The 18,781-nt window shown below is 67.0% G+C and carries 19 protein-coding genes; 12 read left to right on the top strand and 7 right to left on the bottom strand.

The features are described from left to right. Positions 1-45 precede the first annotated feature (45 nt). Complete coding sequence (locus OHQ90_RS33060; RefSeq protein WP_328413281.1) at positions 46-1,017, bottom strand: DUF3515 domain-containing protein; 972 nt, start codon at positions 1,015-1,017, stop codon at positions 46-48. Positions 1,018-1,199: 182 nt separating this feature from the next. Between OHQ90_RS33060 and thiL the strand changes: the two genes are divergently transcribed. From thiL to OHQ90_RS33040, 4 genes are read left to right on the top strand one after another with little or no spacing between them, the layout of a single operon-like run. Continuing rightward, positions 1,200-2,324: a thiamine-phosphate kinase gene (gene thiL, locus OHQ90_RS33055; protein ID WP_328413279.1), complete on the top strand. Its 1,125-nt coding sequence runs from the start codon at positions 1,200-1,202 to the stop codon at positions 2,322-2,324. 11 nt (positions 2,325-2,335) lie between these two features. Continuing rightward, a complete protein-coding gene (locus tag OHQ90_RS33050; protein WP_328404241.1) occupies positions 2,336-3,019 on the top strand; it encodes a uracil-DNA glycosylase in 684 nt (227 codons plus the stop codon). 40 nt (positions 3,020-3,059) lie between these two features. Next, a complete protein-coding gene (locus OHQ90_RS33045) occupies positions 3,060-3,320 on the top strand; it encodes a hypothetical protein (RefSeq protein WP_328404239.1) in 261 nt (86 codons plus the stop codon). Between the two features lie 56 nt (positions 3,321-3,376). Further along, positions 3,377-4,240 (top strand): alpha/beta fold hydrolase, encoded by an 864-nt coding sequence (locus OHQ90_RS33040; RefSeq protein WP_328404237.1) that lies wholly within the window; start codon positions 3,377-3,379, stop codon positions 4,238-4,240. Between the two features lie 12 nt (positions 4,241-4,252). On the opposite strand, the gene OHQ90_RS33035 is transcribed toward OHQ90_RS33040, so the two are convergent. The 3 genes from OHQ90_RS33035 to rpmB all read right to left on the bottom strand — a co-directional run bounded on the left by OHQ90_RS33035 (position 4,253) and on the right by rpmB (position 5,818). After that, the gene (locus OHQ90_RS33035; protein ID WP_328404235.1) at positions 4,253-5,032 is read right to left on the bottom strand and encodes an enoyl-CoA hydratase/isomerase family protein; all 780 of its coding nucleotides are present in this window, start codon (positions 5,030-5,032) and stop codon (positions 4,253-4,255) included. Continuing rightward, the gene (locus OHQ90_RS33030) at positions 5,029-5,535 is read right to left on the bottom strand and encodes a GNAT family N-acetyltransferase (RefSeq protein ID WP_328404233.1); all 507 of its coding nucleotides are present in this window, start codon (positions 5,533-5,535) and stop codon (positions 5,029-5,031) included. The genes OHQ90_RS33035 and OHQ90_RS33030 overlap by 4 nt, the downstream gene beginning before the upstream one ends. 91 nt (positions 5,536-5,626) lie before the next feature. After that, positions 5,627-5,818 carry a 50S ribosomal protein L28 gene (gene rpmB / locus OHQ90_RS33025; RefSeq protein ID WP_039799620.1) on the bottom strand — a complete coding sequence of 64 codons (192 nt, stop codon included), beginning with the start codon at positions 5,816-5,818 and terminating at the stop codon, positions 5,627-5,629. A gap of 351 nt (positions 5,819-6,169) precedes the next feature. On the opposite strand from rpmB, the gene OHQ90_RS33020 reads away from it, so the two are divergent. Both OHQ90_RS33020 and recG read left to right on the top strand, forming a co-directional pair. Further along, positions 6,170-8,047 (top strand): DAK2 domain-containing protein, encoded by a 1,878-nt coding sequence (locus OHQ90_RS33020; RefSeq protein ID WP_328413277.1) that lies wholly within the window; start codon positions 6,170-6,172, stop codon positions 8,045-8,047. A gap of 4 nt (positions 8,048-8,051) precedes the next feature. Then, positions 8,052-10,343, top strand: a complete 2,292-nt coding sequence (recG, locus tag OHQ90_RS33015; RefSeq protein ID WP_328404231.1) for an ATP-dependent DNA helicase RecG — start codon at positions 8,052-8,054, stop codon at positions 10,341-10,343. Between the two features lie 94 nt (positions 10,344-10,437). Here recG and OHQ90_RS33010 read toward each other — a convergent pair whose 3' ends face one another. After that, entirely contained in the window at positions 10,438-11,859 is a 1,422-nt protein-coding gene (locus OHQ90_RS33010) for a short-chain fatty acyl-CoA regulator family protein (protein ID WP_328404229.1), read from the bottom strand. A gap of 137 nt (positions 11,860-11,996) precedes the next feature. On the opposite strand from OHQ90_RS33010, the gene prpD reads away from it, so the two are divergent. Beyond that, positions 11,997-13,520: a 2-methylcitrate dehydratase PrpD gene (gene prpD / locus OHQ90_RS33005; RefSeq protein ID WP_328404227.1), complete on the top strand. Its 1,524-nt coding sequence runs from the start codon at positions 11,997-11,999 to the stop codon at positions 13,518-13,520. A gap of 35 nt (positions 13,521-13,555) precedes the next feature. Here prpD and OHQ90_RS33000 read toward each other — a convergent pair whose 3' ends face one another. After that, a complete protein-coding gene (locus OHQ90_RS33000) occupies positions 13,556-13,729 on the bottom strand; it encodes a DUF1737 domain-containing protein (protein ID WP_328404225.1) in 174 nt (57 codons plus the stop codon). A gap of 26 nt (positions 13,730-13,755) precedes the next feature. Between OHQ90_RS33000 and prpB the strand changes: the two genes are divergently transcribed. From prpB to OHQ90_RS32985, 3 genes are all read left to right on the top strand, one after another. Then, positions 13,756-14,664 carry a methylisocitrate lyase gene (gene prpB, locus OHQ90_RS32995; RefSeq protein WP_328404223.1) on the top strand — a complete coding sequence of 303 codons (909 nt, stop codon included), beginning with the start codon at positions 13,756-13,758 and terminating at the stop codon, positions 14,662-14,664. A gap of 5 nt (positions 14,665-14,669) precedes the next feature. Continuing rightward, positions 14,670-15,806 carry a bifunctional 2-methylcitrate synthase/citrate synthase gene (locus OHQ90_RS32990; RefSeq protein WP_328413275.1) on the top strand — a complete coding sequence of 379 codons (1,137 nt, stop codon included), beginning with the start codon at positions 14,670-14,672 and terminating at the stop codon, positions 15,804-15,806. A gap of 119 nt (positions 15,807-15,925) precedes the next feature. Next, on the top strand, positions 15,926-16,297 hold the full coding sequence (locus OHQ90_RS32985; RefSeq protein ID WP_328404221.1) for a nuclear transport factor 2 family protein: 372 nt from the start codon (positions 15,926-15,928) through the stop codon (positions 16,295-16,297). 49 nt (positions 16,298-16,346) lie between these two features. On the opposite strand, the gene OHQ90_RS32980 is transcribed toward OHQ90_RS32985, so the two are convergent. Beyond that, a complete protein-coding gene (locus OHQ90_RS32980; protein WP_328404219.1) occupies positions 16,347-17,057 on the bottom strand; it encodes a MerR family transcriptional regulator in 711 nt (236 codons plus the stop codon). A gap of 265 nt (positions 17,058-17,322) precedes the next feature. On the opposite strand from OHQ90_RS32980, the gene OHQ90_RS32975 reads away from it, so the two are divergent. Together OHQ90_RS32975 and OHQ90_RS32970 are read left to right on the top strand one after the other, a co-directional pair. Further along, entirely contained in the window at positions 17,323-17,775 is a 453-nt protein-coding gene (locus tag OHQ90_RS32975; protein ID WP_328404217.1) for a hypothetical protein, read from the top strand. 52 nt (positions 17,776-17,827) lie between these two features. Beyond that, on the top strand, positions 17,828-18,721 hold the full coding sequence (locus tag OHQ90_RS32970; RefSeq protein WP_328404215.1) for an ROK family protein: 894 nt from the start codon (positions 17,828-17,830) through the stop codon (positions 18,719-18,721). Positions 18,722-18,781: the final 60 nt, after the last annotated feature.

Raw genomic sequence — 18,781 nt, 5'->3', positions numbered from 1 at the left:
CCAACCGCGAGAACCGCGGGGCTCGGGCAGTTGTCGGAACTGTACTCAGTTCGGCAGCGGGCCCGGATCGATCGCTTTTGCCGGGAGACCGGCGGTGATGGCGTCCGAAACTGCTTGCAGCGGTGTCGGGCCCGAGCCGTCGGGGATGGTCAATGCGATGTAGGTTTCGCGGTCGACGGCGAACCAGGTGCTTGCCTTGCTTGCTGGGTCGCGGGCCTCGAACCATTGGACGCCGTTCACGATCTGCAGGGCAGAGGCACGGTTGAATTCGAGCGGACGGTCCAGGCCGCAGCGCAGCACGATCGGGTCGCCGCCGTCGCTGCGCTGCCAGGCGCGGGTGGCGGGCGGTGCGGGCTCCACCAGTTGGGACTTGGTGTAGTCGCCCAGCTCGACGGGCAGCACGGGCAACAGCGTGGTGCACGCGGTGCCGTCGGCGGCGGGTGCGGGGACCGGACCGAGTACCAGGGGTTCGCGCTCGGTCGGCGTATTGCGGGCCAGGACTGCGGCCACCAGGATGGCGACGATCAGCACGACTGGCAGTGCGACGGCGGTGGCGATGAGTGCGGGCGGGTAGGGGCGAGGGGTGGAGGATGATTCGCTGTCGCTGTCGCTGTCGCTGGTCGCGCCCTTGTCGCTGGCTGTCGTGGCGCTCTCGATGCCCGATGCTGAGTCGGCTTCAACGTTGGCGGCGGTCTGCTCGGGTGTGCCCGCCGAGGCATCGGCTCTGTGCGAGTTGGTCTCGGACGGTTCGGGCTGCGAAGGGTCGACCTGCGACCGGTCAGGGTGCGAGGAATCGGCCTGCGCCGGGTTGGCCCGCGAGGAGTCGGCCTGCGCCACTTCGTCGGTCTGCGGGGAGTCGGTCTGCGCCGGTTCGGTGTGTTGGGAGTCGGCTTGCGCCGGTTCTGTCTGCGCCGGTTCGGTGTGTCGGGAGTCGGCGTGCGACGGCCCGGTCTCCGGCGAGTCGGCCTGCGACGAATTGGTCTCCGACGAATCGGGCTTCGACGAATTCGCCGCCATGTTCACCGGTCCTTCCTAGTCGGGATCGCGCCGGTCGGCGTGCCGCGGGTATTCCCGCCGCGGGTGCTACGCACCGGCCCAGTAGTACTCGATTGCCCTGGAAAGAGTACCGTCGTGGCGATTCCAGCCAGCAGCATGTCGGGAAGGGACCGGTCATCAGCGAGAGCACGGGGCCGAAGACGGTGCGTGAGCTGGGGGAGTTCGCGCTGATCGAGCGGATCAACGCGGGCCGGGTGCAGACGCGTGCGGTGCTGCTGGGACCAGGTGACGATGCCGCGCTGGTCGCGGCGCCGGACGGGCGGTTCGTGGTGACCACCGACATGCTGGTGCAGGGTCGGCATTTTCGGCTCGATTGGTCGAGTCCGCACGACATCGGCCGCAAGGCGATTGCCCAGAACGCCGCCGACGTGGTCGCGATGGGCGCGGTGCCGACCGCATTCGTGGTTGCGCTCGGCTGCCCGGCCGACACCCCGGTCGAGGTGATCGACGGGTTGACCGACGGGATGTGGGCCGAGGCGGCCAGAGCCGGTGGTTCCATCGCGGGCGGCGATCTGGTCCTCAGCCCGGAGATCGTGCTGTCGGTGACGGCGTTCGGTGATCTGCGCGGTCGTGCACCCCTCACCAGAGCCGGTGCCCGGGTAGGGGATACGGTCGCGGTGGCGGGCCGCCTCGGCTGGTCGGCGGCGGGCCTCGCCGTGCTGACCACGGCAGTCGATCCGAACATCGAGACCTTTGTCGATGTGGTTGCGGCGCACCGGGTTCCGCAGCCGCCGTATGCCACGGTGCTGGACGCGCTGTCGGACTCCGCCGGTGGGCGCGACGCGGGCGAAAGCGGACCCGATGCGCCACCGGAGGACGGAGTGCTCGGGTCGAACCACGAACCGCCGCAGTCCCGTGGCGCGGCGGTATTCGGGTCGGGTGTCATCGGATCTGCCGGGCACCGCACCAGGACCGCGCCGAATGCGCTCACCGATGTGTCGGACGGATTGCTCGCCGATCTGGGACACATTGCCGAGGCGTCCAGGGTCGCCATCGATCTGCACTCCGCCGCATTGCGGGACGCCGCGCTCGAGGAAATCGCCCGACAGCTGGATGCCGATGCGGCGCAATGGATTCTGACCGGCGGCGAGGATCACGCCTTCGTCGCCACCTGGCCGCAGGAGCGGTTTCTGCCCGCCGGCTGGGTGCCGATCGGGCGGGTGCTGGCAGGTCACGGCGTCACCGTCGATGGTGCGCCGCGGCCGGGCGCGGGAGGCTGGGAATCCTTCAGCGGGGCGGACTCGGCATCCGACGCCGCGACCGGATAAGTTGTCCGGTCATGGGCGCGAAACCATTGACGGAAATCATGGATCCGGGTTGGGCGCAGGCTCTCGGACCGGTGGAGGAACAGATCTCCGCCATGGGCGAATTCCTGCGTGCCGAGAACGCTGCGGGGCGTGGCTATCTACCAGCGGGCGAGAACGTGCTGCGCGCCTTCCAGCGTCCGTTCGACGCAGTGCGGGTGCTCGTTGTCGGCCAGGACCCCTATCCGACGCCCGGGCACGCGATGGGGCTGAGTTTCTCTGTCGCGCCGGATGTTTCGCCGGTGCCGCGCAGCCTGGCCAATATCTTCTCCGAGTACACCAAGGACCTCGGTCACCCGACACCGTCCTGCGGTGACCTGAGCCCCTGGTCGGATCAGGGTGTGCTGATGTTGAACCGAGTGCTGACGGTGTCGCCGGGCCAGCCGGCCTCCCATCGCGGCAAGGGCTGGGAGGCGGTGACCGAGCAGGCGATCCGCGCGCTGGTTGCGCGCGACGAGCCGCTGGTCGCGATTCTGTGGGGCAAGGACGCCTCGACGCTCAAGCCGACGCTGGCCGAGGCCGAGGTGCCCTACATCGAGTCCGCGCATCCGTCTCCGCTGTCCGCGTCTCGCGGATTCTTCGGTTCCCGCCCGTTTTCCCGAGTGAACGAACTGCTCGACGAACTGGGCGCCGAACCGGTGGACTGGCGCCTGCCCTGATTGCGGGCGCTGACGAGGAAAACAAGTGAGGAGCTCTTTTATGCAGACCAGAACTGTCCGCGGCGCACTGCGCGGCACCATCGCCACCCTGGCCCTCTGTGCGGCCTTGGCAGGCGGGACTGCGGCGGCAAGTGCGGCGCCGTTGGCGCTCGAGCCCGCCGCCGCCGTGGACACCACCGCGGCGCCCGTCGGCGAGGAAATGACCTCTACCGGCTCTTCCACCATCTCCTCCTCGGTGAACGCCACGGTCGCGTGCTTGCTCCAGCGCACACTGAGCGCGTCGGGCAAGTGGGACTGCTGAGGTCCATTCACCGGGGCTCGATCAACCCCTCGGATTAACTGTGCGATCCTCGGATCGTGAGTAATGCGAACAATCTTCTCGATCCGGTCCGGCTGCGGCTGCGCGGGTCGGGTGGAATCGAGCTGGCCGCCGACCGGTTCGGCCCGGCCGACGGTCCGCTCGTCCTGTTCCTCCACGGTGGCGGGCAGACCAGGCACTCGTGGAAGCAGACGGGTGCGAAGCTGGCTGCCGCCGGGATGCAGGTCGTCACTCTGGACGCGCGCGGCCACGGCGACAGCCAGTGGGCGCCCGACAGCGATTACCGCCGCGAAACGATGGTCGCCGACCTTGTTTCGGTGCTGGAGCAGTTGGGCGCCCCAGCTGTAGTCGTGGGTGCGAGCATGGGCGGGATCACCGGACTGTTGACGACCACGGTCCCCGGTGGCGCGGCGATCAGCGCGCTCGTCCTCGTAGATATCGTCACCCGCCCCGAGCATGACGGGGTCGCGCGGGTGATCGACTTCCTCGGCAAGCATCGCGACGGTTTCGACACCGTCGAGCAGGCATCCGACGCGGTCGCCGAATACATGCCGCACCGTCCACGGCCCAAGAACTCCGACGGGCTGCTGCGGAATCTGCGTGAGCGTGACGGTCGCTGGTACTGGCACTGGGATCCCGACATGCTGAAGAATCGCGTCGAGGATGCAACGGACATGACCGACGAGATGGAAGCCGCCGCGCGCGTACTGACCATCCCGGTCTTGCTCGTGCGGGGCATGCAGTCGGATGTGGTCAGTGCCGAGGGCGCGGCCGCTTTTCAGGATTTGGTGCCACACGCCGAGCTGGTCGAGATCGGCGGTGCGGCGCACACGGCCGCCGGTGACGACAATGATGCCTTCACCGACGCCGTCGCGAAATTCGTCTTGGCCTCGACGCCCTAGCCCGGCCCGGCGCTACACGTAATTGGGCTTACGCTTCTCGACGAACGCGTCGACGCCTTCCCGCCCGGCGGGGCCGTTGGCGGCCGCGGTGATGGCATCGCGTTCGTAGTCGAGCTGCTCGCTCAGCGTCGCCGAAGACGATTGCACCAGAAGTGATTTGATGCTCGCATAGGTCGATCGAGGTCCGCGGGAAAGGCTGCGAGCCAGGTTCAGCGCCTCGGCACGCACGTCGTCGTCGGCAACCACGCGACTGAGGATGCCGAGGCGCACGGCTGTTTCGGCATCGATAACCGCATCGGTGAGCAGGATTTCGCGAGCCCGCCCCGCGCCGACGATGCGCGGCAGCGTCCACGACATGCCGCCGTCCGGGCTCAGTCCGATACCCGGGTAGGCCGGCCGCAGTTTGGTGCTCGGGCCACCGAGCGCGATGTCGGCGAGGCAGACCAGGCTCATCCCGGCGCCCGCCGCCCAGCCCTGGACCCCGGCGACCACCGGCACCACCGTCTCGTCGAGCGCGCGGACGAATTCGTGCAGATCCGTTGCGAGACCGTGGATATGCGCAGCGCGATCCTCGGCCGCCGCGAAGCCGCGCACATTGCCGCCTGCACAGAAATTCGCACCGGTTCCGGTCAACAGCACCGCACCCACATCGGAACCGAGGGTCCGCAAGGCGGCCGAACCCGCGGCGATACCCGCGAAATCCATGGAGGTGCCGTTGGCTGAGGTGGCGATGGTGATCTGCAGCACGCCGTCGACGGTGGTGACGTACTCGGTCTCGGTGGAGGAGGTCATGACTGCACACTATCGTGCGGAAAGCGCACCATCCGAACCTCGAACGTGGGTGTGAACGCTTCGACCCGGCGTGTGCCATCGAGTTCGAAGCCGTGCTTGCGGTAGAAGCGCTGCGCGCGCGGGTTTTCCTCGAACACCCACAGCGAGCACGGTGTCTGCGGGTCGAGAACCGTGTGAATCAGCTCGTGCGCGATGCCGGTGCCGTACCAGGGGGACCGGACATACAGCGCATTCAATTCGGTTGCGGGCACCGGAGGCCGGTCGCGGGTCGGGCCCGCGCTGACGAAGCCGATCACTTCGTCGTCGACGAGCGCGACGTGGGTATGTCCCGGGTATGTGATCCGATTGCGTTCCCACTGTGCCGTCCGTCGTTCGACGTCGAAGGCGGCGAGCACGTGCGCTGGTACCAGGTCCTGGTAGGCCTCGCGCCAGCAGGCGATGTGGCACTCGGCCAGGCTGCGGGTGTGTTCGGCGGCGAGCGGGACGATCTGCCACGGGGTCATGATCACCATGGTCGCCGAACGGCCCTATCTATGACTACGCCCCGGATCACCCAAAGGGTGCCGGGGCGTGTGTCGGTATGGTGCGGCTGAATCAGCCGCGGGCGACCTTGCCTGCCTTGAGGCAGGAGGTGCACACGTTCATGCGGCGGGTGTTACCCGGCGCAACCTGGGCGCGAACGGTCTGGATGTTCGGGTTCCAGCGACGGTTGGTACGCCGGTGCGAGTGCGAGACCGACTTCCCGAAGCCGGGGCCCTTGGCGCAGACGTCGCAGACGGCAGCCATAGTCGCGAACTCCTTCATGTCATGTGGGGACTGCTGCATTGCGGCAGCATGTCCGGAAACAATGTCAAATGCCTTGCCGACTGATGTCGGCCAGCGCAAACCGGCGACGGCCGCGCGAGGCAACCCTGCAAGATTAGCTGCCGGGCCCCCGATCCGCCAAACCGGGCGGCCGGAGCACGCACGGCAACCACCGTCGGGCGCCGCCCAGTGTAGTGATTCGGTGTCCCGAATCCGCTGTCGGTATCGCCCGCTAACCTGGCGTGCGGGTGGTACGCGGGTCACGCAGTGCGGTGGCCGATCGCGGTATCGACGAGGTGGAGAGAGGTGAAGGTGCCCGGAGTGCGGGACACGATGAGCGATGGCCGGACCTTTGTCCGCCCGAGTGCTCTGGACGGCACAGCGCTACTGCGCTGGGGCCGGGTCTGCCTCGCGGGCCTGGAGCGGCGCCGCGAGGAGATCAACGCGCTCAATGTTTTCCCGATCGCCGATTCCGACACCGGCACCAACATGCTGGCAACCATGCGCGCGGCAATGCAGGCCGCCGACGCCGCGGTGGTTTCCGCGCATTCGTATCGCGCGCCGGGGAGCGCGGTATCCGCCCACGATGTGGCCTCCGCGATGGCGCGTGGGGCGACACTCGGGGCCCGCGGCAATTCCGGAATCATCCTCTCGCAGGTGCTGCGCGGCATCGCCGAAGCGGTGCACGGCGGACCGCTCACGGGACGCACGCTGCGCGAGGCTTTGGCGCGGGCCTCCGCTCTGGTGCGCGAGGGACTCAGCGTCCCGGTCGAGGGCACGATTCTCACGGTGCTGGATTGCGCGGCCGGTTGTGCCGCGGCCTGTTCGAATCCCGCTCTTGCCGAGGTGGCGGTGGCGGCGGCCGATGGAGCCGCCGAGGCGCTCGGCGCCACGCCCTCGCAGCTCGGGGTGTTGCGCGAGGCCGGGGTGGTCGATGCCGGAGCGCGCGGACTTGTGGTGCTGCTCGACAGTTTGGTCTCGGTCACACTGGGGGAGACGCCTGCCAGGCCGGAGTACGTTCGCGGTGAAATCGGCGGGTCCGGCGTGGACGTGCCCGACGTCGCGGAGCCAGGGCCGCATTTCGAAGTGATGTATGTGCTCACCGAGACCGACGAGCGGCAGGTCATCCGCTTGCGTGCGGCGCTGGCCGAGTTGGGGGACTCCGTCGTTGTGGTCGGTGACGGCGGTGGGTCGTGGTCGGCGCATGTGCACTGTGCGGATGCAGGCGCTGCGGTCGAGGCGGGCCTGGTCGCAGGCACCTTGAGCGACATCAGGATCGAAAGCTTCGCGATCACCGCACAGGTCGGCCATACGCATGCCGACATTGCCGCGGGTGTCGACGGTGTCGCGCATGCCCTCGCACCGGCCGCCCACGCTGGACTCGTCGCCGACACCGTTGGACACCGTGGAGTTGTTCCGGACGATGGAGTTGCCCGGGATCGCGCAGTTGTTCGGGACGGTGGAGTTGCTCGGGACGGGGCGGTTGTTCGCGACGATGGCGCTCGGCACGCCGCGATCGATGTGCGCGGCGGTCTGAACGCACGCGGTGAGCCGGCGGACCGCGGGGTGCTCGCTGTTGCGGCGGGAGCGGGAGCCGCCGCGCTGTTCGAGGCCGCGGGCGCGGTGGTGCTCGGCGGTGACGGCCCGGTCACCAGCGCCGCGCTGCTCGCCGCGATCCGGCGGCTGCCCAACCGTGAGGTGCTGGTGCTGCCCAATGGTGCGCTGCCCGCACACGAATTGGTCGCCGTCGGCGTTGCGGCCCGTGACGCACAACGCGACGTGTTGCTGCTGCCGAGCGGATCCATGGTGCAGGGACTGGCGGCGCTGGCCGTGCACGATCGTGGCCGGATCGCGGTCGACGACGCCTTCGCGATGTCCGAGGCGGCCGCGGCCACCCGCTGGGGTTCGCTGCGCGCGGCCACCGGCCGCGCGCTCACCATGGTCGGCACCTGTGAATCCGGTGACGGGCTCGGGTTGGTCGGTCACGACGTGGTGGTGATCGATCGGGATGTACGGACAGCGGGACTGACCCTGCTCGACCGGATGCTGGGTTTCGGCGGTGACCTGGTCACCCTGCTGATGGGCCGGTCGGCGCCCGCCGGGCTCGCCGACGAACTGACCACGCACATCGTCGAGGGCTTCCCCGGTATCGAGGTCACCGTGTATTCCGGTGGGCAGCAAGGAGATCTGGTGCAGATAGGGGTGGAATAGATCCATGGCGACATTGAGCGATCGGCTCGACCACCTGCTCGGCGTGAAGGCGGCCGAGCCGCTGGCCGACGCGTTCGACATGCACACGGTCGAGGACTTGCTGCGGCACTACCCGCTGCGCTACGCGACCCAGGGCCAGCCCCTCACGCAGGAAGAGCCCGAGGAGGGCGCGCATATCACCGTCATCGGCCGGGTGACCAAAACCGAACTGCGGCCGATGAAGAACCGCAGGGGCAGGCTGCTCAAGGTCGTCCTCGACACCGGCTCGGTGCGTCCGATCGAGATCACCTTCTTCAATGGAGACAAGGTGAGTTACCTTGTCCGCGAAGGAGTCCGGGCGATGATGTCGGGCACCGTGCACTGGTGGCGGCCGGACCGGTGGAACCTTTCGCATCCCGATTATCTGATCCTGCCGGAGAAGGAAGACGGCTCGGTCGAGAACCTGACCTCGGTGCGCGGCGGCGGTGCGCTGCGCGGGCTGGCGCAGAGCGCGAAAGGCGCTGGAGGCGTGGATGTCTCCTTCTTCGAACGGGAATACATTCCGGTGTATCCCGCTACCGCGAAGGTGCAGAGCTGGGATCTGCTCGCCTGTGTCCGGCAGGTGCTCGATCAGCTGGACCCGATCGACGATCCGTTGCCGACCGACCTACGCGCGGATCGCGGGCTGCTGAAGGTGTCCGAAGCGCTGCGGCTGATCCATTTGCCGGAGAGCAAGACCGACATCGAGCAGGCAAGGGAGCGTTTGCGTTTCGACGAGGCGCTGGCATTGCAGCTGGTGCTCGCCGAACGTCGGCACGAGGTGGAGGGACGCGCGGCGCGGCCGTGCCCGCCACGATCCGACGGCATTGCCGCGGTCTTCGACACCCGCCTGCCATTCGAACTGACCGAAGGGCAGCGGCAGGTGATCTCGGAGATCTCCGCTGACCTCTCGCGTACCCATCCCATGCACCGTTTGCTGCAGGGCGAGGTGGGTTCGGGCAAGACGATCGTCGCGCTGCACGCGATGCTGCAGGTGGTCGATGCGGGCCAGCAGTGCGCGCTGCTGGCGCCGACGGAAGTGCTTGCCGCTCAGCACTATCGGTCATTGCGCGCGATGCTCGGCGACCTCGGCACCGCAGGCGAGCTGGGCGCCGCGGAGCAGGCCACCAAGGTCGTGCTGGTCACCGGTTCGATGTCGGCGGGCACGAAGAAGGCCGCGCTGCTCGACGCGGTCACCGGCGAGGCAGGCATCGTGATCGGCACCCATGCGTTGATCCAGGACGCCGTGGAGTTCTTCGATCTCGGCATGGTGGTGGTCGACGAACAGCACCGCTTCGGTGTCGAGCAGCGGGATGCTTTGCGCGCCAAGGCGAAAGCCGGCTCCAGTCCGCACCTGCTGGTGATGACCGCGACGCCGATTCCGCGCACCATCGCCATGACCACACTCGGTGATCTGGAGACCTCCACTCTCACCCAACTGCCGAGGGGACGTTCGCCGATCATCTCGAAGGTGGTGCCGCGCAAGCAGCATCCGAGCTGGGTCGATCGGGCCTGGGAACGGATCCTCGAAGAGGTCGCGGCGGGTCGGCAGGCCTATGTTGTCTGTTCCCGGATCGGTGACGACGAGGACGCCGCCCGCGCGGGCAAGTCCCGCAACGGCCGGTCGAAATCCGGCGACAAGCCCGAACCCGAGAAGGAGGGCCCGACGACGCAGGCCGCCGTCGAGGTGTTCGACACGCTGCGCGCCGGCCCGCTGTCGGGCGTCCGCGTCGGCCTGCTGCACGGCAGGCTGCCGTCGGATGAAAAAGACCAGGTGATGCGTGCTTTCAATGACGGTGACATCGATGTCCTTGTCTGCACCACCGTCGTCGAGGTCGGCGTCGACGTCCCGAATGCCACCGTGATGGTGATTCTCGATGCGGACCGATTCGGCGTCAGCCAGCTGCACCAGCTGCGCGGCCGTATCGGCCGCGGCAAACATGCCGGTCTCTGCCTGCTCGTCACCGACGCCAACCCCGGCGGCACCGCCATGGCACGGCTGAATGCGGTGTCGGCCACCACCGACGGGTTCGAACTCGCCGTCCTCGACCTACGCCAACGCCGCGAAGGCGACGTCCTCGGCGCTGCCCAATCCGGCACCGCCCGCTCCTTGCGACTGCTCTCGCTGCTCGACGACCTCGAAGTCATTACCGCCGCACAGGATTTGGCCAGGAAAGTAGTGGCGGCCGATCCCGGCCTGGCAAAGCACCCGGGCCTGGCAGGCATGATGCACGCCGCGGTCGATGGCGAGCGCATCGAATACCTAGCCAAATCCTGATCGGCCCCACTCGGAGCGGTGGCCGCACCGAACTCCCTGAAATCTCCATGCTCCGAAACGGTTTCGGCCGAATCGTGTGGGGTGCGGCCGGCCGTCAGCGCGCCGAGCGGGGATACGGGAGGTCTGTGCTGGTGTGCTCGGTGACTGCAAGGGGGCTACCAATATTGGGGAAGGCACGCTGGGGACATGAGGGGCGTTCACAGACCTTGCAGCCCGCACCGATCGGTACCCCGGTGGTGGGGTCGTCGAGGTCGAGGCCGGTCGAATACACCAGGCGGTCGGCGTATTCGATATCGCAGCCGAGCCCGATCGCGAAGTTCTTTGTGGACGTACCGAATCCGTGCGGCGCGGTCATGGTGGTGCGGGCGATCCACAGGTAGCGGCGACCGTCGGGCATCACGGAGATCTGCCTCGAGACGCGGCCCGGGCTGGCGAACGCCTCGTGCACCACCCACAGCGGACAGCTGCCGCCGACTCTGGAGAAATGGAATGCGGTGGCGGACTGACGTTTCGAGATATTGCCAGCGCGGTCGGTGCGGACAAGGAAGAACGGCACGCCGCGCTGACCCTGGCGCTGCAGGGTGCTCAGCCGGTGGCAGATCGTTTCGAAACCGACCTCGAACCGCAGGCTGAGCAGGTCGATATCGTAGTGCAGCTCCTCGGCCGAGCGCAGGAACCGGCCGTAGGGCAGCACTAATGCGCCGGCGAAGTAGTTGGCAAGTCCGATGCGTGCGAGCGCGCGGGATTCGCCGGTCAGCGAGGGGGTTTCGGCCAGCACCGCGTCCAGCTCTTTTCCGAAGAGCAAGAATCCGAGCGTGGTGGCGATCTGGAAGGCACGCTGCCCGGGTCGCAGCCGTCGAGCCAGCGTCAGTGTGCGGCTTTCCGGGTCGTAGTGTCGTTTCGGGATCGATGGGTCGGCGCCGTCGCCGCGCACGAGAACCGTTACACCCGCGCGCTCTTCGGCCACTCTGGCGAGTTGCCGATCGAGCGAGCCGATGGTCATGCCGCATTCCTCGAAGAGCTGTTCGGCAGCATGATCGAGTTGCGGAATGTGATTGTGATGGTCGTAGAAGAAGTCGCGCACATCCTCATAGGGCATGGGTGTGCCGGGCGTGCCGGTTGGGGCGGCCACCCGCGCCGAGAGCAGGTCGAGCTGGTCGGTCGCGGCGCGCAATCGCCGGTGCATCGAGACGACGATCCTGGCCACCTCGGGTAGCCGGGTCGCCAGTTCCTCCACCTCGGTCAGCGGCGCGCTGTCGCCGCCCGCGGCATCGACCAGCACTTCGTGCAAGTCGGAGACCAGCCGCGCGTCCGAGTCGGCGGCGAAGAACTGCACGTCGAGGTCGAAGGTGGAGTTGAGTTTCAGCAGTACCGGGATGGTGAGTGGTCGCTGGTCACGCTCGAGTTGGTTGAGGTAGCTGGGCGATAGATCGAGCGACTTCGCCAGGGCTGCCTGGGTCATTCGCCGTTCTTCGCGCAACCGCCGTAGTCGGGCGCCCGCGTACATCTTGCGCACGTGCAAGATGGTAGCGGCCGGAATTCGCAAACATCGCAAAATATGCAAATCTCGCCCGCAAAATTCTGCCGTTGCAAGGTGTTCTGCATCGAATCGGTCCTGCGTAGCGTGCGAAGTGACACTGAACCGGAGGATGCATGAAGACTCACACTGTACGCTCACGCAGCGCCGCCGAGGACTTTCCGCGCTCGGAACACCTTGCCACCAAGATTGCCGAGGTCGCCACCGACCCGGTCGAGGTGACCGCCGAGGTGACCGAGATGATCGTGAACCGACTCATCGACAACGCGGCGGTCGCCGCGGCTTCGGTGCTCCGCCGTCCCGTCACCAGTGCCCGGCTACAGGCGACCGCACAGCCCTACACCCCGCGACCGGGGCGGTTGGGAGCGGCTGTGTTCGGTGTGCCCACAGCGCACCGGGCGTCGCCGGAGTGGGCGACGTGGGCGAACGGAGTCGCGGTGCGCGAACTCGACTTTCACGACACCTTTCTGGCCGCCGAGTACTCGCACCCCGGCGACAACATCCCGCCGATCCTCGCGGTCGCCCAGCACACCGGCCGCTCCGGCGCCGAGCTGATACGCGGCCTGGCGACCGGCTACGAAATCCAGATCGACCTGGTGCGGGGAATCTGCCTGCACGAGCACAAGATCGATCATGTGGCGCATCTCGGCCCGTCGGCCGCCGCGGGGATCGGCACGCTGCTCGGATTGGACGCCGAGACGATCTATCAGGCGATCGGGCAAGCCCTGCACACCACGACCGCCACCCGCCAGTCACGCAAGGGCGAGATCTCCAGTTGGAAGGCCTATGCGCCCGCCTTCGCAGGGAAAATGGCGGTGGAGGCCATCGACCGGGCGATGCGCGGCGAGGGCGCGCCCGCACCGATCTGGGAGGGCGCCGATGGTGTCATCGCCTGGCTGCTCGGTGGTCCGGATGCCGAATACTTGGTGCCACTGCCGGGGCCCGGTGAGGCCAAGCGCGCGATTCTGGACAGCTACACCAAGGAGCATTCCGCCGAGTACCAAAGTCAGGCGCCCATCGACCTGGCCCGCCGAATGCGCGGCCGCATCGGCGATCTCGATCAGATCGCCTCGATCGTGCTGCACACCAGCCATCACACCCATGTGGTGATCGGGACCGGCTCCGGAGATCCGGAGAAGTTCGATCCGCAGGCCAGTCGGGAGACCCTCGATCACTCGGTGCCCTACATCTTCGCGGTAGCGCTCCAGGACGGCGCCTGGCATCACGAGCGCTCCTATGCGTCGGAGCGCGCGCAGCGGCCCGACACCGTCGCACTGTGGCGCAAGATCTCCACCACCGAGGACCCGGAGTGGACGCGCCGCTATCACGCCACCGATCCGAACGAAAAGGCGTTCGGGGCGCGGGCTGTGGTGACTCTGAAGAGCGGCGAGACCATCGTCGACGAACTCGCGGTCGCCGATGCTCACCCGTTCGGTGCGCGGCCGTTCGCCCGCGAGCAATACGTCGCCAAGTTCCGGTCGCTGGCCGAGGGCGTGCTGAGCGCAAGCGAGCAGGATCGCTTCCTCGACGCGGCGCAGCGGACCCCGGAACTGGCGGCGGGTGAACTGGATCAGCTGACGTTCACCGTCTCCGACGCCGTGCTCGACCGTGCGCCTGCGACCGGCGAGGGGATCTTCTGATGTCCACGATCACCGCTGCTGCGGCGACAGCACCGTCAATACCCCCAGACCAGCGCCTGCGCGGCGATCACATTCTCGCCGTTGTAAGTAACGGCGGGGGGACCCTGCAACCGATAGCCCTGATCGAGCAGGTCGCTGACCCGCTCGCAGAATGCCGCGTCGTCGACGCCGGTGATCAGTCGGTAACGCAGGGGTTGGTCGTCGGTCATACCGCCAGCTTAAAGCGGTGTTCGTGGTGAGCGGGCCGATTGCCGCCGCGACGAGCGCGGGACAGAAGCGTGTCGCCCTGCGCGCGGGTCTCGGGTCCGGCCGTATCCAGCGGTGGCCCGGAGCTTTCAATCCGTTGGTGGCCAAGCTGATCCAGGAGATCGGCTTCGAAGGCGTCTATGTGTCGGGCGCGGTGATGTCGGCGGAGCTCGGCTTGCCGGACATCGGTCTGACCACCCTGACCGAGGTGACCGCGCGCGGCAGGCAGATCGCCTCGGTCACTGATCTGCCGATACTGATCGATGCCGACACCGGCTTCGGTGAGCCGATGAACGCCGCACGCACCGTCACGCTGCTGGAGGACGCCGGGCTGGCGGGCTGTCACATCGAAGACCAGGTCAATCCCAAACGCTGCGGCCATCTCGACGGCAAAGCGGTTGTCACCGCAGACGAGATGGTCCGCAGGATCCGCGCAGCCGTCACGGCTCGCCGCGACCCGAACTTCGTCATCTGCGCGCGTACCGACGCACGCGGCATCGAGGGACTGGGCGCGGCCATCGAACGGGCTAGCGCATATGCGGATGCCGGGGCCGACATGATCTTCACCGAGGCGCTGGCCGATGCCGCCGAATTCGCGAAATTCCGTGCGGCGGTAAATGTTCCGCTACTCGCCAATATGACCGAGTTCGGCAAATCGGAATTGCTCTCGGCCGGGGCGCTGGAAGACCTCGGCTACAACGCCGTGATCTATCCCGTCACCACGCTGCGTCTGGCGATGTTTGCGGTGGAACAGGGTTTGCGTGAAATCGCGGACACCGGAACACAATCCGATCTGGTCGGGCGGATGCAGCACCGAGCGCGACTCTATGAATTGCTCGAATATCAGAAGTACAACGACTTCGATTCCGGAATCTTCAATTTCACCGTGAGCGAGTGATCGACATGACCGAGATCAAGAAGGGCCTGGCCGGAGTGGTTGTCGACACCACAACCATCTCCAAAGTGGTGCCCGAGACCAACTCATTGACCTACCGCGGCTATGCGGTGCAGGATCTGGCGCGGCACTGCGGCTTCGAGGAGGTCGCCTATCTGCTCTGGTACGGCGAACTGCCCGACGCTGCCCAGCTCCAACTGCTCAGCCAGCGCGAACGCGCACAGCGGCGGGTAGATCGTTCGATCCTGTCCCTGATCGAGAAGATGCCGGAATCCTGCCATCCGATGGATGTGGTGCGGACGGTGGTCAGTTACCTGGGCGCGGAAGATCCCGAGGAGGACCTCGGCGATGCGCCCTCGCAGCAGGCGCTGCTGGCCAAGGCGCTGCGGTTGACCGCGGTGCTGCCGACGGTGATCGCCGCGGACATGCGCCGCCGCCGTGGGCTGGATCCCATTGCGCCGCATTCGCAGCTCGGATTCGCCGAGAACTTCCTGAATATGTGCTTCGGGCGGGTTCCCGACCCGCGCATTGTCCGTGCTTTCGAAATCTCACTGACTTTGTACGCGGAGCACAGTTTCAACGCGTCGACGTTCGCCGCCCGGGTCGTCACCTCCACCCGATCGGACATGTACAGCGCGATCACCGCGGCCATAGGTGCGCTCAAAGGTCCGCTGCACGGTGGCGCCAACGAGGCTGTCATGCAGGCCATGCTGGAAATAGGTGATCCCGAGCTGGCAGCGGCATGGTTGCGCGCCAAGCTCTCCGGCAAACAGAAGGTGATGGGTTTCGGGCACCGGGTCTACAAGAACGGCGACTCCAGGGTGCCGACCATGCGCGCCGCCCTGGAACTGGTGGCGGAGGTGGCCGGCGGTCAGCGTTGGCTGCGCATGTACACCGAGCTGGAGCGCGCGATGGCCGAGGCCACCGGCATCAAACCCAACCTGGACTTCCCGGCGGGCCCAGCCTACTACCTGATGGGTTTCGATATCGAGATGTTCACGCCGATTTTCGTGATGAGCCGTATCACCGGGTGGACTGCACACATCGCCGAGCAGTCGGCAGCCAACGCTCTCATTCGACCGCTGTCGCTCTACACCGGCGTGCCGCAGCGGGACTTGCTCGTCGGAAGTGAGGTGCGCCGGTAGGCGTCCCGGTTCGATCTCTCCGAACCGCGTCCGAACCAAGCAAGCGTTTGGTGTAATCGGAGAGATCGAACCGAGCGATGCGGCACGGCCGTGTCGGCGCGAGAAAGCGAGTGAGCCGAATGTCGAGTCCCGACGAGGTCGTCAGTGCCATGTGCAGGAGCTGGTCGGATCCCGACCCGGACAAGATCAGCGCCTTCTTTGCCGAAGACGCCGTCTACCACAACATCCCGATGGAGCCGATTCACGGGCGCACGGCCATCCGCGACTTCATCGCAGGCTTCCTCACCACCTTCGACGCCATCGACTTCGACATCCACCATCAGGTCGTCAACGGCAACGTGGTCATGAACGAGCGCACCGATACGTTGCGTGGCAACGGCCGCGACACACCGCTCCCGGTGATGGGCGTCTTCGAGGTGACCGACGGTGCCATTACCGCCTGGCGCGACTACTTCGACATGGCAGCCATCAACAAGGCGTTCGGCTTGTAGGTGCGACGTCGGGGCCGACAGCACGACGATGGGCTGCCGAATCGGCCGATCAGTGCGGGTCTGCGGCGCGCGGGGAAGCCGCGGGCAGCTCGAAATGCCGGGCGAAAGCCTCGTCGATCAGTTCCGAAGCGGCACGGGTGACGATGAGCCGTGCGATGGCCAGATCGGTCTCGAGCTTGGCGCGATCCTTCGGCGTCCGTTGGGACTGCTCATAGGTTTGCCCGGCCAGTCGGTAGAACAGTTCCGTGGCATACCGGTCGGCGATCCGATCGCAGTCCGCTCGGAGCCGCTCGACCAGATGGAAGGTGTCCGTCGCAGGTAATCCGGAGTCGGCGAGCCGGGTGGCCAGATCACAGGCCCGCGGGTTCGTGAGCCGATAGGCCTCGAGCGGGTCGTCGCTGGTGGCGAGGGCCCGCTTCGCGTACTCGGGAAGGTCGGGATAGCTGTCTTCGGGCTGTGGTTCCGCCGAAGCGGCCGGTTCCGGGCTGTCCTGACTGCTGACGCCGAGGACGTCGGCGAGTCCGTCGCCGCGATCCCAGGCCTCCAACAACTCGCGGATCCCATTGAGCTTCATGCCGCGACCCAGCAGGCGGCTGATCGTCTGCAGCCGGTCGAGATGGTCCGACCCGTAGTAACCGATCCGCCCGCGCACCTCGGGGGAGGGCAGCAGTCCTCGCTCGTGATACACGCGGACACTGCGCACGGTGGTGTCGGCTGCCCGTGCCAGTTCGTCGATTGTGAAGTGTGATTCTGCAGCCATGTTTACCAGGAAACCATAATCGGGGCCCCCTCGAAAATGGACCGTTCAATAACGCGCCGTCAAAAAACGGTATCGCAGGGTTGCCACCGTGTCAACGTGCCGTTACTTAGTGGCGCAAAGTGTTGCCTGTAGGGCCAACCGCGCGCTAACGTGCGTCTACCAGCTATCGCGGCTGGGTTCCGGGGACTGTCGAGCAGCCCTGATGACCTTCCGATCCATGGGACATGCCTCTGTCGGCGTGCCCTCGGCATCCCCGGAGATGGCTATGAGCATTACGCGTATCGCGCCGCGGGCGACGGCAACCCCTGCGCCGGCGAAGATCTCACCGATCAAGACGAAGTCGACCCAGCGCCCACCCTGCGCGGACGGGCCCGATGATTGGGACATGGATGCCGGGAACCCCGACTCCTGGCGAACCGCAGTCGGTACGTGTCGGAGGTGCCCATTACTCGCGCAGTGCGAGCAGATGGTGCAGGCGCTCATCGAACGCGGTGACGGTCCCCGCGCGATGATCTGGGCGGGCGTGGCATACGACAATTCCGGCAATGTCGTCGAGAATCTCGACCGGCACCGGACCGCGCCGATTGATCACAAGCGGCCGATGCAGATCATTCGCAATGGTCCTCGGCAGCTTCGTACGACGCCGGCGCTGACGGCGCCGCGCAGGCACATCGTGCTCGGCAGGCCCCTGAAACCCACCGGGACCGAGGCGCTGTGACTAGGCTGCGTGCAGCTTCGTCGACGAATCTCTCTCGGATAGTGGGTAACTCATGACAGTGCTGGCGCTGGAGATCGCCACCTCGTGGTTCGCGGTCAGCGAGATCGCCTCGGACGTGGATACCGATGATGTACGCAGAATTCCGGTGCCGGCGCGTGGTGCGTGGGAACAGTGCCGGGAGCTGCTGCTCGAGGTCGCCGCAGGTCGGGAGATCGCATCGTTGGGCATTGCCTCGACGGGCCCGATCGATATGGCGGCCGGAGTCGTCGCGCCTCTCGACGTTCCAGAATGGCGTTCGGGTTTCGCCATCGTCGCCGCGGCGCGGGCGGCGTTTCCGTCGGCCAGTGTCCGCCTTGCCCTGGACGGGGTCTGTCTCGCGCTCGGCGAGCAGAATCTCGGCACCACCAAAGGTGTCATGGATTCGTTGGTGATCAACGTGTCCGACCGTGTCTGCGGTGGGGTCATGGTGGGTGGGTTCGTTGTTGTCGGACGGACCGGGAACGCTGGTCACGTTGGACACGTACTGGTTCCGGGTTTCGATGACCGGTGTGACTGTGGCGGTCGCGGCTGCCTGGAGGCGGTCGCGGGTGGCGCGGCGGCGCTGCGGTGGGCGCAGGCGCAGGGCTGGACGGGACTGACTGTTCCAGCGCTGGTCGAGGCCGCGGTGATGGGCGAGGAAATCCCGGCCGCCGCGATGGGGCGGGCGGGCACGGCGCTGGGCAGGGCGATCGCGTCGGTGGCGGCGCTGCTGGACGTCGATCTCGTCGCCATCGGCGGAGTTCTTTCCGAAGCCGGGCCCGCGCTGTGGAAACCGCTCAACGAAGCGGTCGCTACCCATGCCAGGCTCAGCTTCCTGTCCGGCTTGCGTGTGGTGCAGTCGACGCTCGGCCCGATCTCCGTACTGGCGGGTGCCGGCGTGCTCGCGCTGACGGCACCGGGCGACTGACCGGGGCGGTAACCCGCACGACCGCCCGTCGCGCCCAGCGGCGGGTTCGGGTGGATGCGG

It is taken from the genome of Nocardia sp. NBC_00403, assembly GCF_036046055.1.
Lineage (GTDB): Bacteria > Actinomycetota > Actinomycetes > Mycobacteriales > Mycobacteriaceae > Nocardia.
The sequence above is the reverse complement of the archived record's forward strand: the minus strand, read 5'-3'. Positions and strand labels throughout refer to the sequence as shown.

Bases quoted from the DNA above. Each gene is read 5' to 3' on its own strand.
- OHQ90_RS33060 (WP_328413281.1), bottom strand. From the start codon at position 1,017: ATGGCGGCGAATTCGTCGAAGCCCGATTCGTCGGAGACCAATTCGTCG.
- OHQ90_RS33050 (WP_328404241.1), top strand. From the start codon at position 2,336: ATGGGCGCGAAACCATTGACGGAAATCATGGATCCGGGTTGGGCGCAG.
- OHQ90_RS33045 (WP_328404239.1), top strand. From the start codon at position 3,060: ATGCAGACCAGAACTGTCCGCGGCGCACTGCGCGGCACCATCGCCACC.
- OHQ90_RS33035 (WP_328404235.1), bottom strand. From the start codon at position 5,032: ATGACCTCCTCCACCGAGACCGAGTACGTCACCACCGTCGACGGCGTG.
- OHQ90_RS33030 (WP_328404233.1), bottom strand. From the start codon at position 5,535: ATGACCCCGTGGCAGATCGTCCCGCTCGCCGCCGAACACACCCGCAGC.
- rpmB (WP_039799620.1), bottom strand. From the start codon at position 5,818: ATGGCTGCCGTCTGCGACGTCTGCGCCAAGGGCCCCGGCTTCGGGAAG.
- OHQ90_RS33020 (WP_328413277.1), top strand. From the start codon at position 6,170: ATGAGCGATGGCCGGACCTTTGTCCGCCCGAGTGCTCTGGACGGCACA.
- recG (WP_328404231.1), top strand. From the start codon at position 8,052: ATGGCGACATTGAGCGATCGGCTCGACCACCTGCTCGGCGTGAAGGCG.
- prpD (WP_328404227.1), top strand. From the start codon at position 11,997: ATGAAGACTCACACTGTACGCTCACGCAGCGCCGCCGAGGACTTTCCG.
- OHQ90_RS33000 (WP_328404225.1), bottom strand. From the start codon at position 13,729: ATGACCGACGACCAACCCCTGCGTTACCGACTGATCACCGGCGTCGAC.
- OHQ90_RS32990 (WP_328413275.1), top strand. From the start codon at position 14,670: ATGACCGAGATCAAGAAGGGCCTGGCCGGAGTGGTTGTCGACACCACA.
- OHQ90_RS32985 (WP_328404221.1), top strand. From the start codon at position 15,926: ATGTCGAGTCCCGACGAGGTCGTCAGTGCCATGTGCAGGAGCTGGTCG.
- OHQ90_RS32980 (WP_328404219.1), bottom strand. From the start codon at position 17,057: ATGGCTGCAGAATCACACTTCACAATCGACGAACTGGCACGGGCAGCC.
- OHQ90_RS32975 (WP_328404217.1), top strand. From the start codon at position 17,323: ATGAGCATTACGCGTATCGCGCCGCGGGCGACGGCAACCCCTGCGCCG.
- OHQ90_RS32970 (WP_328404215.1), top strand. From the start codon at position 17,828: ATGACAGTGCTGGCGCTGGAGATCGCCACCTCGTGGTTCGCGGTCAGC.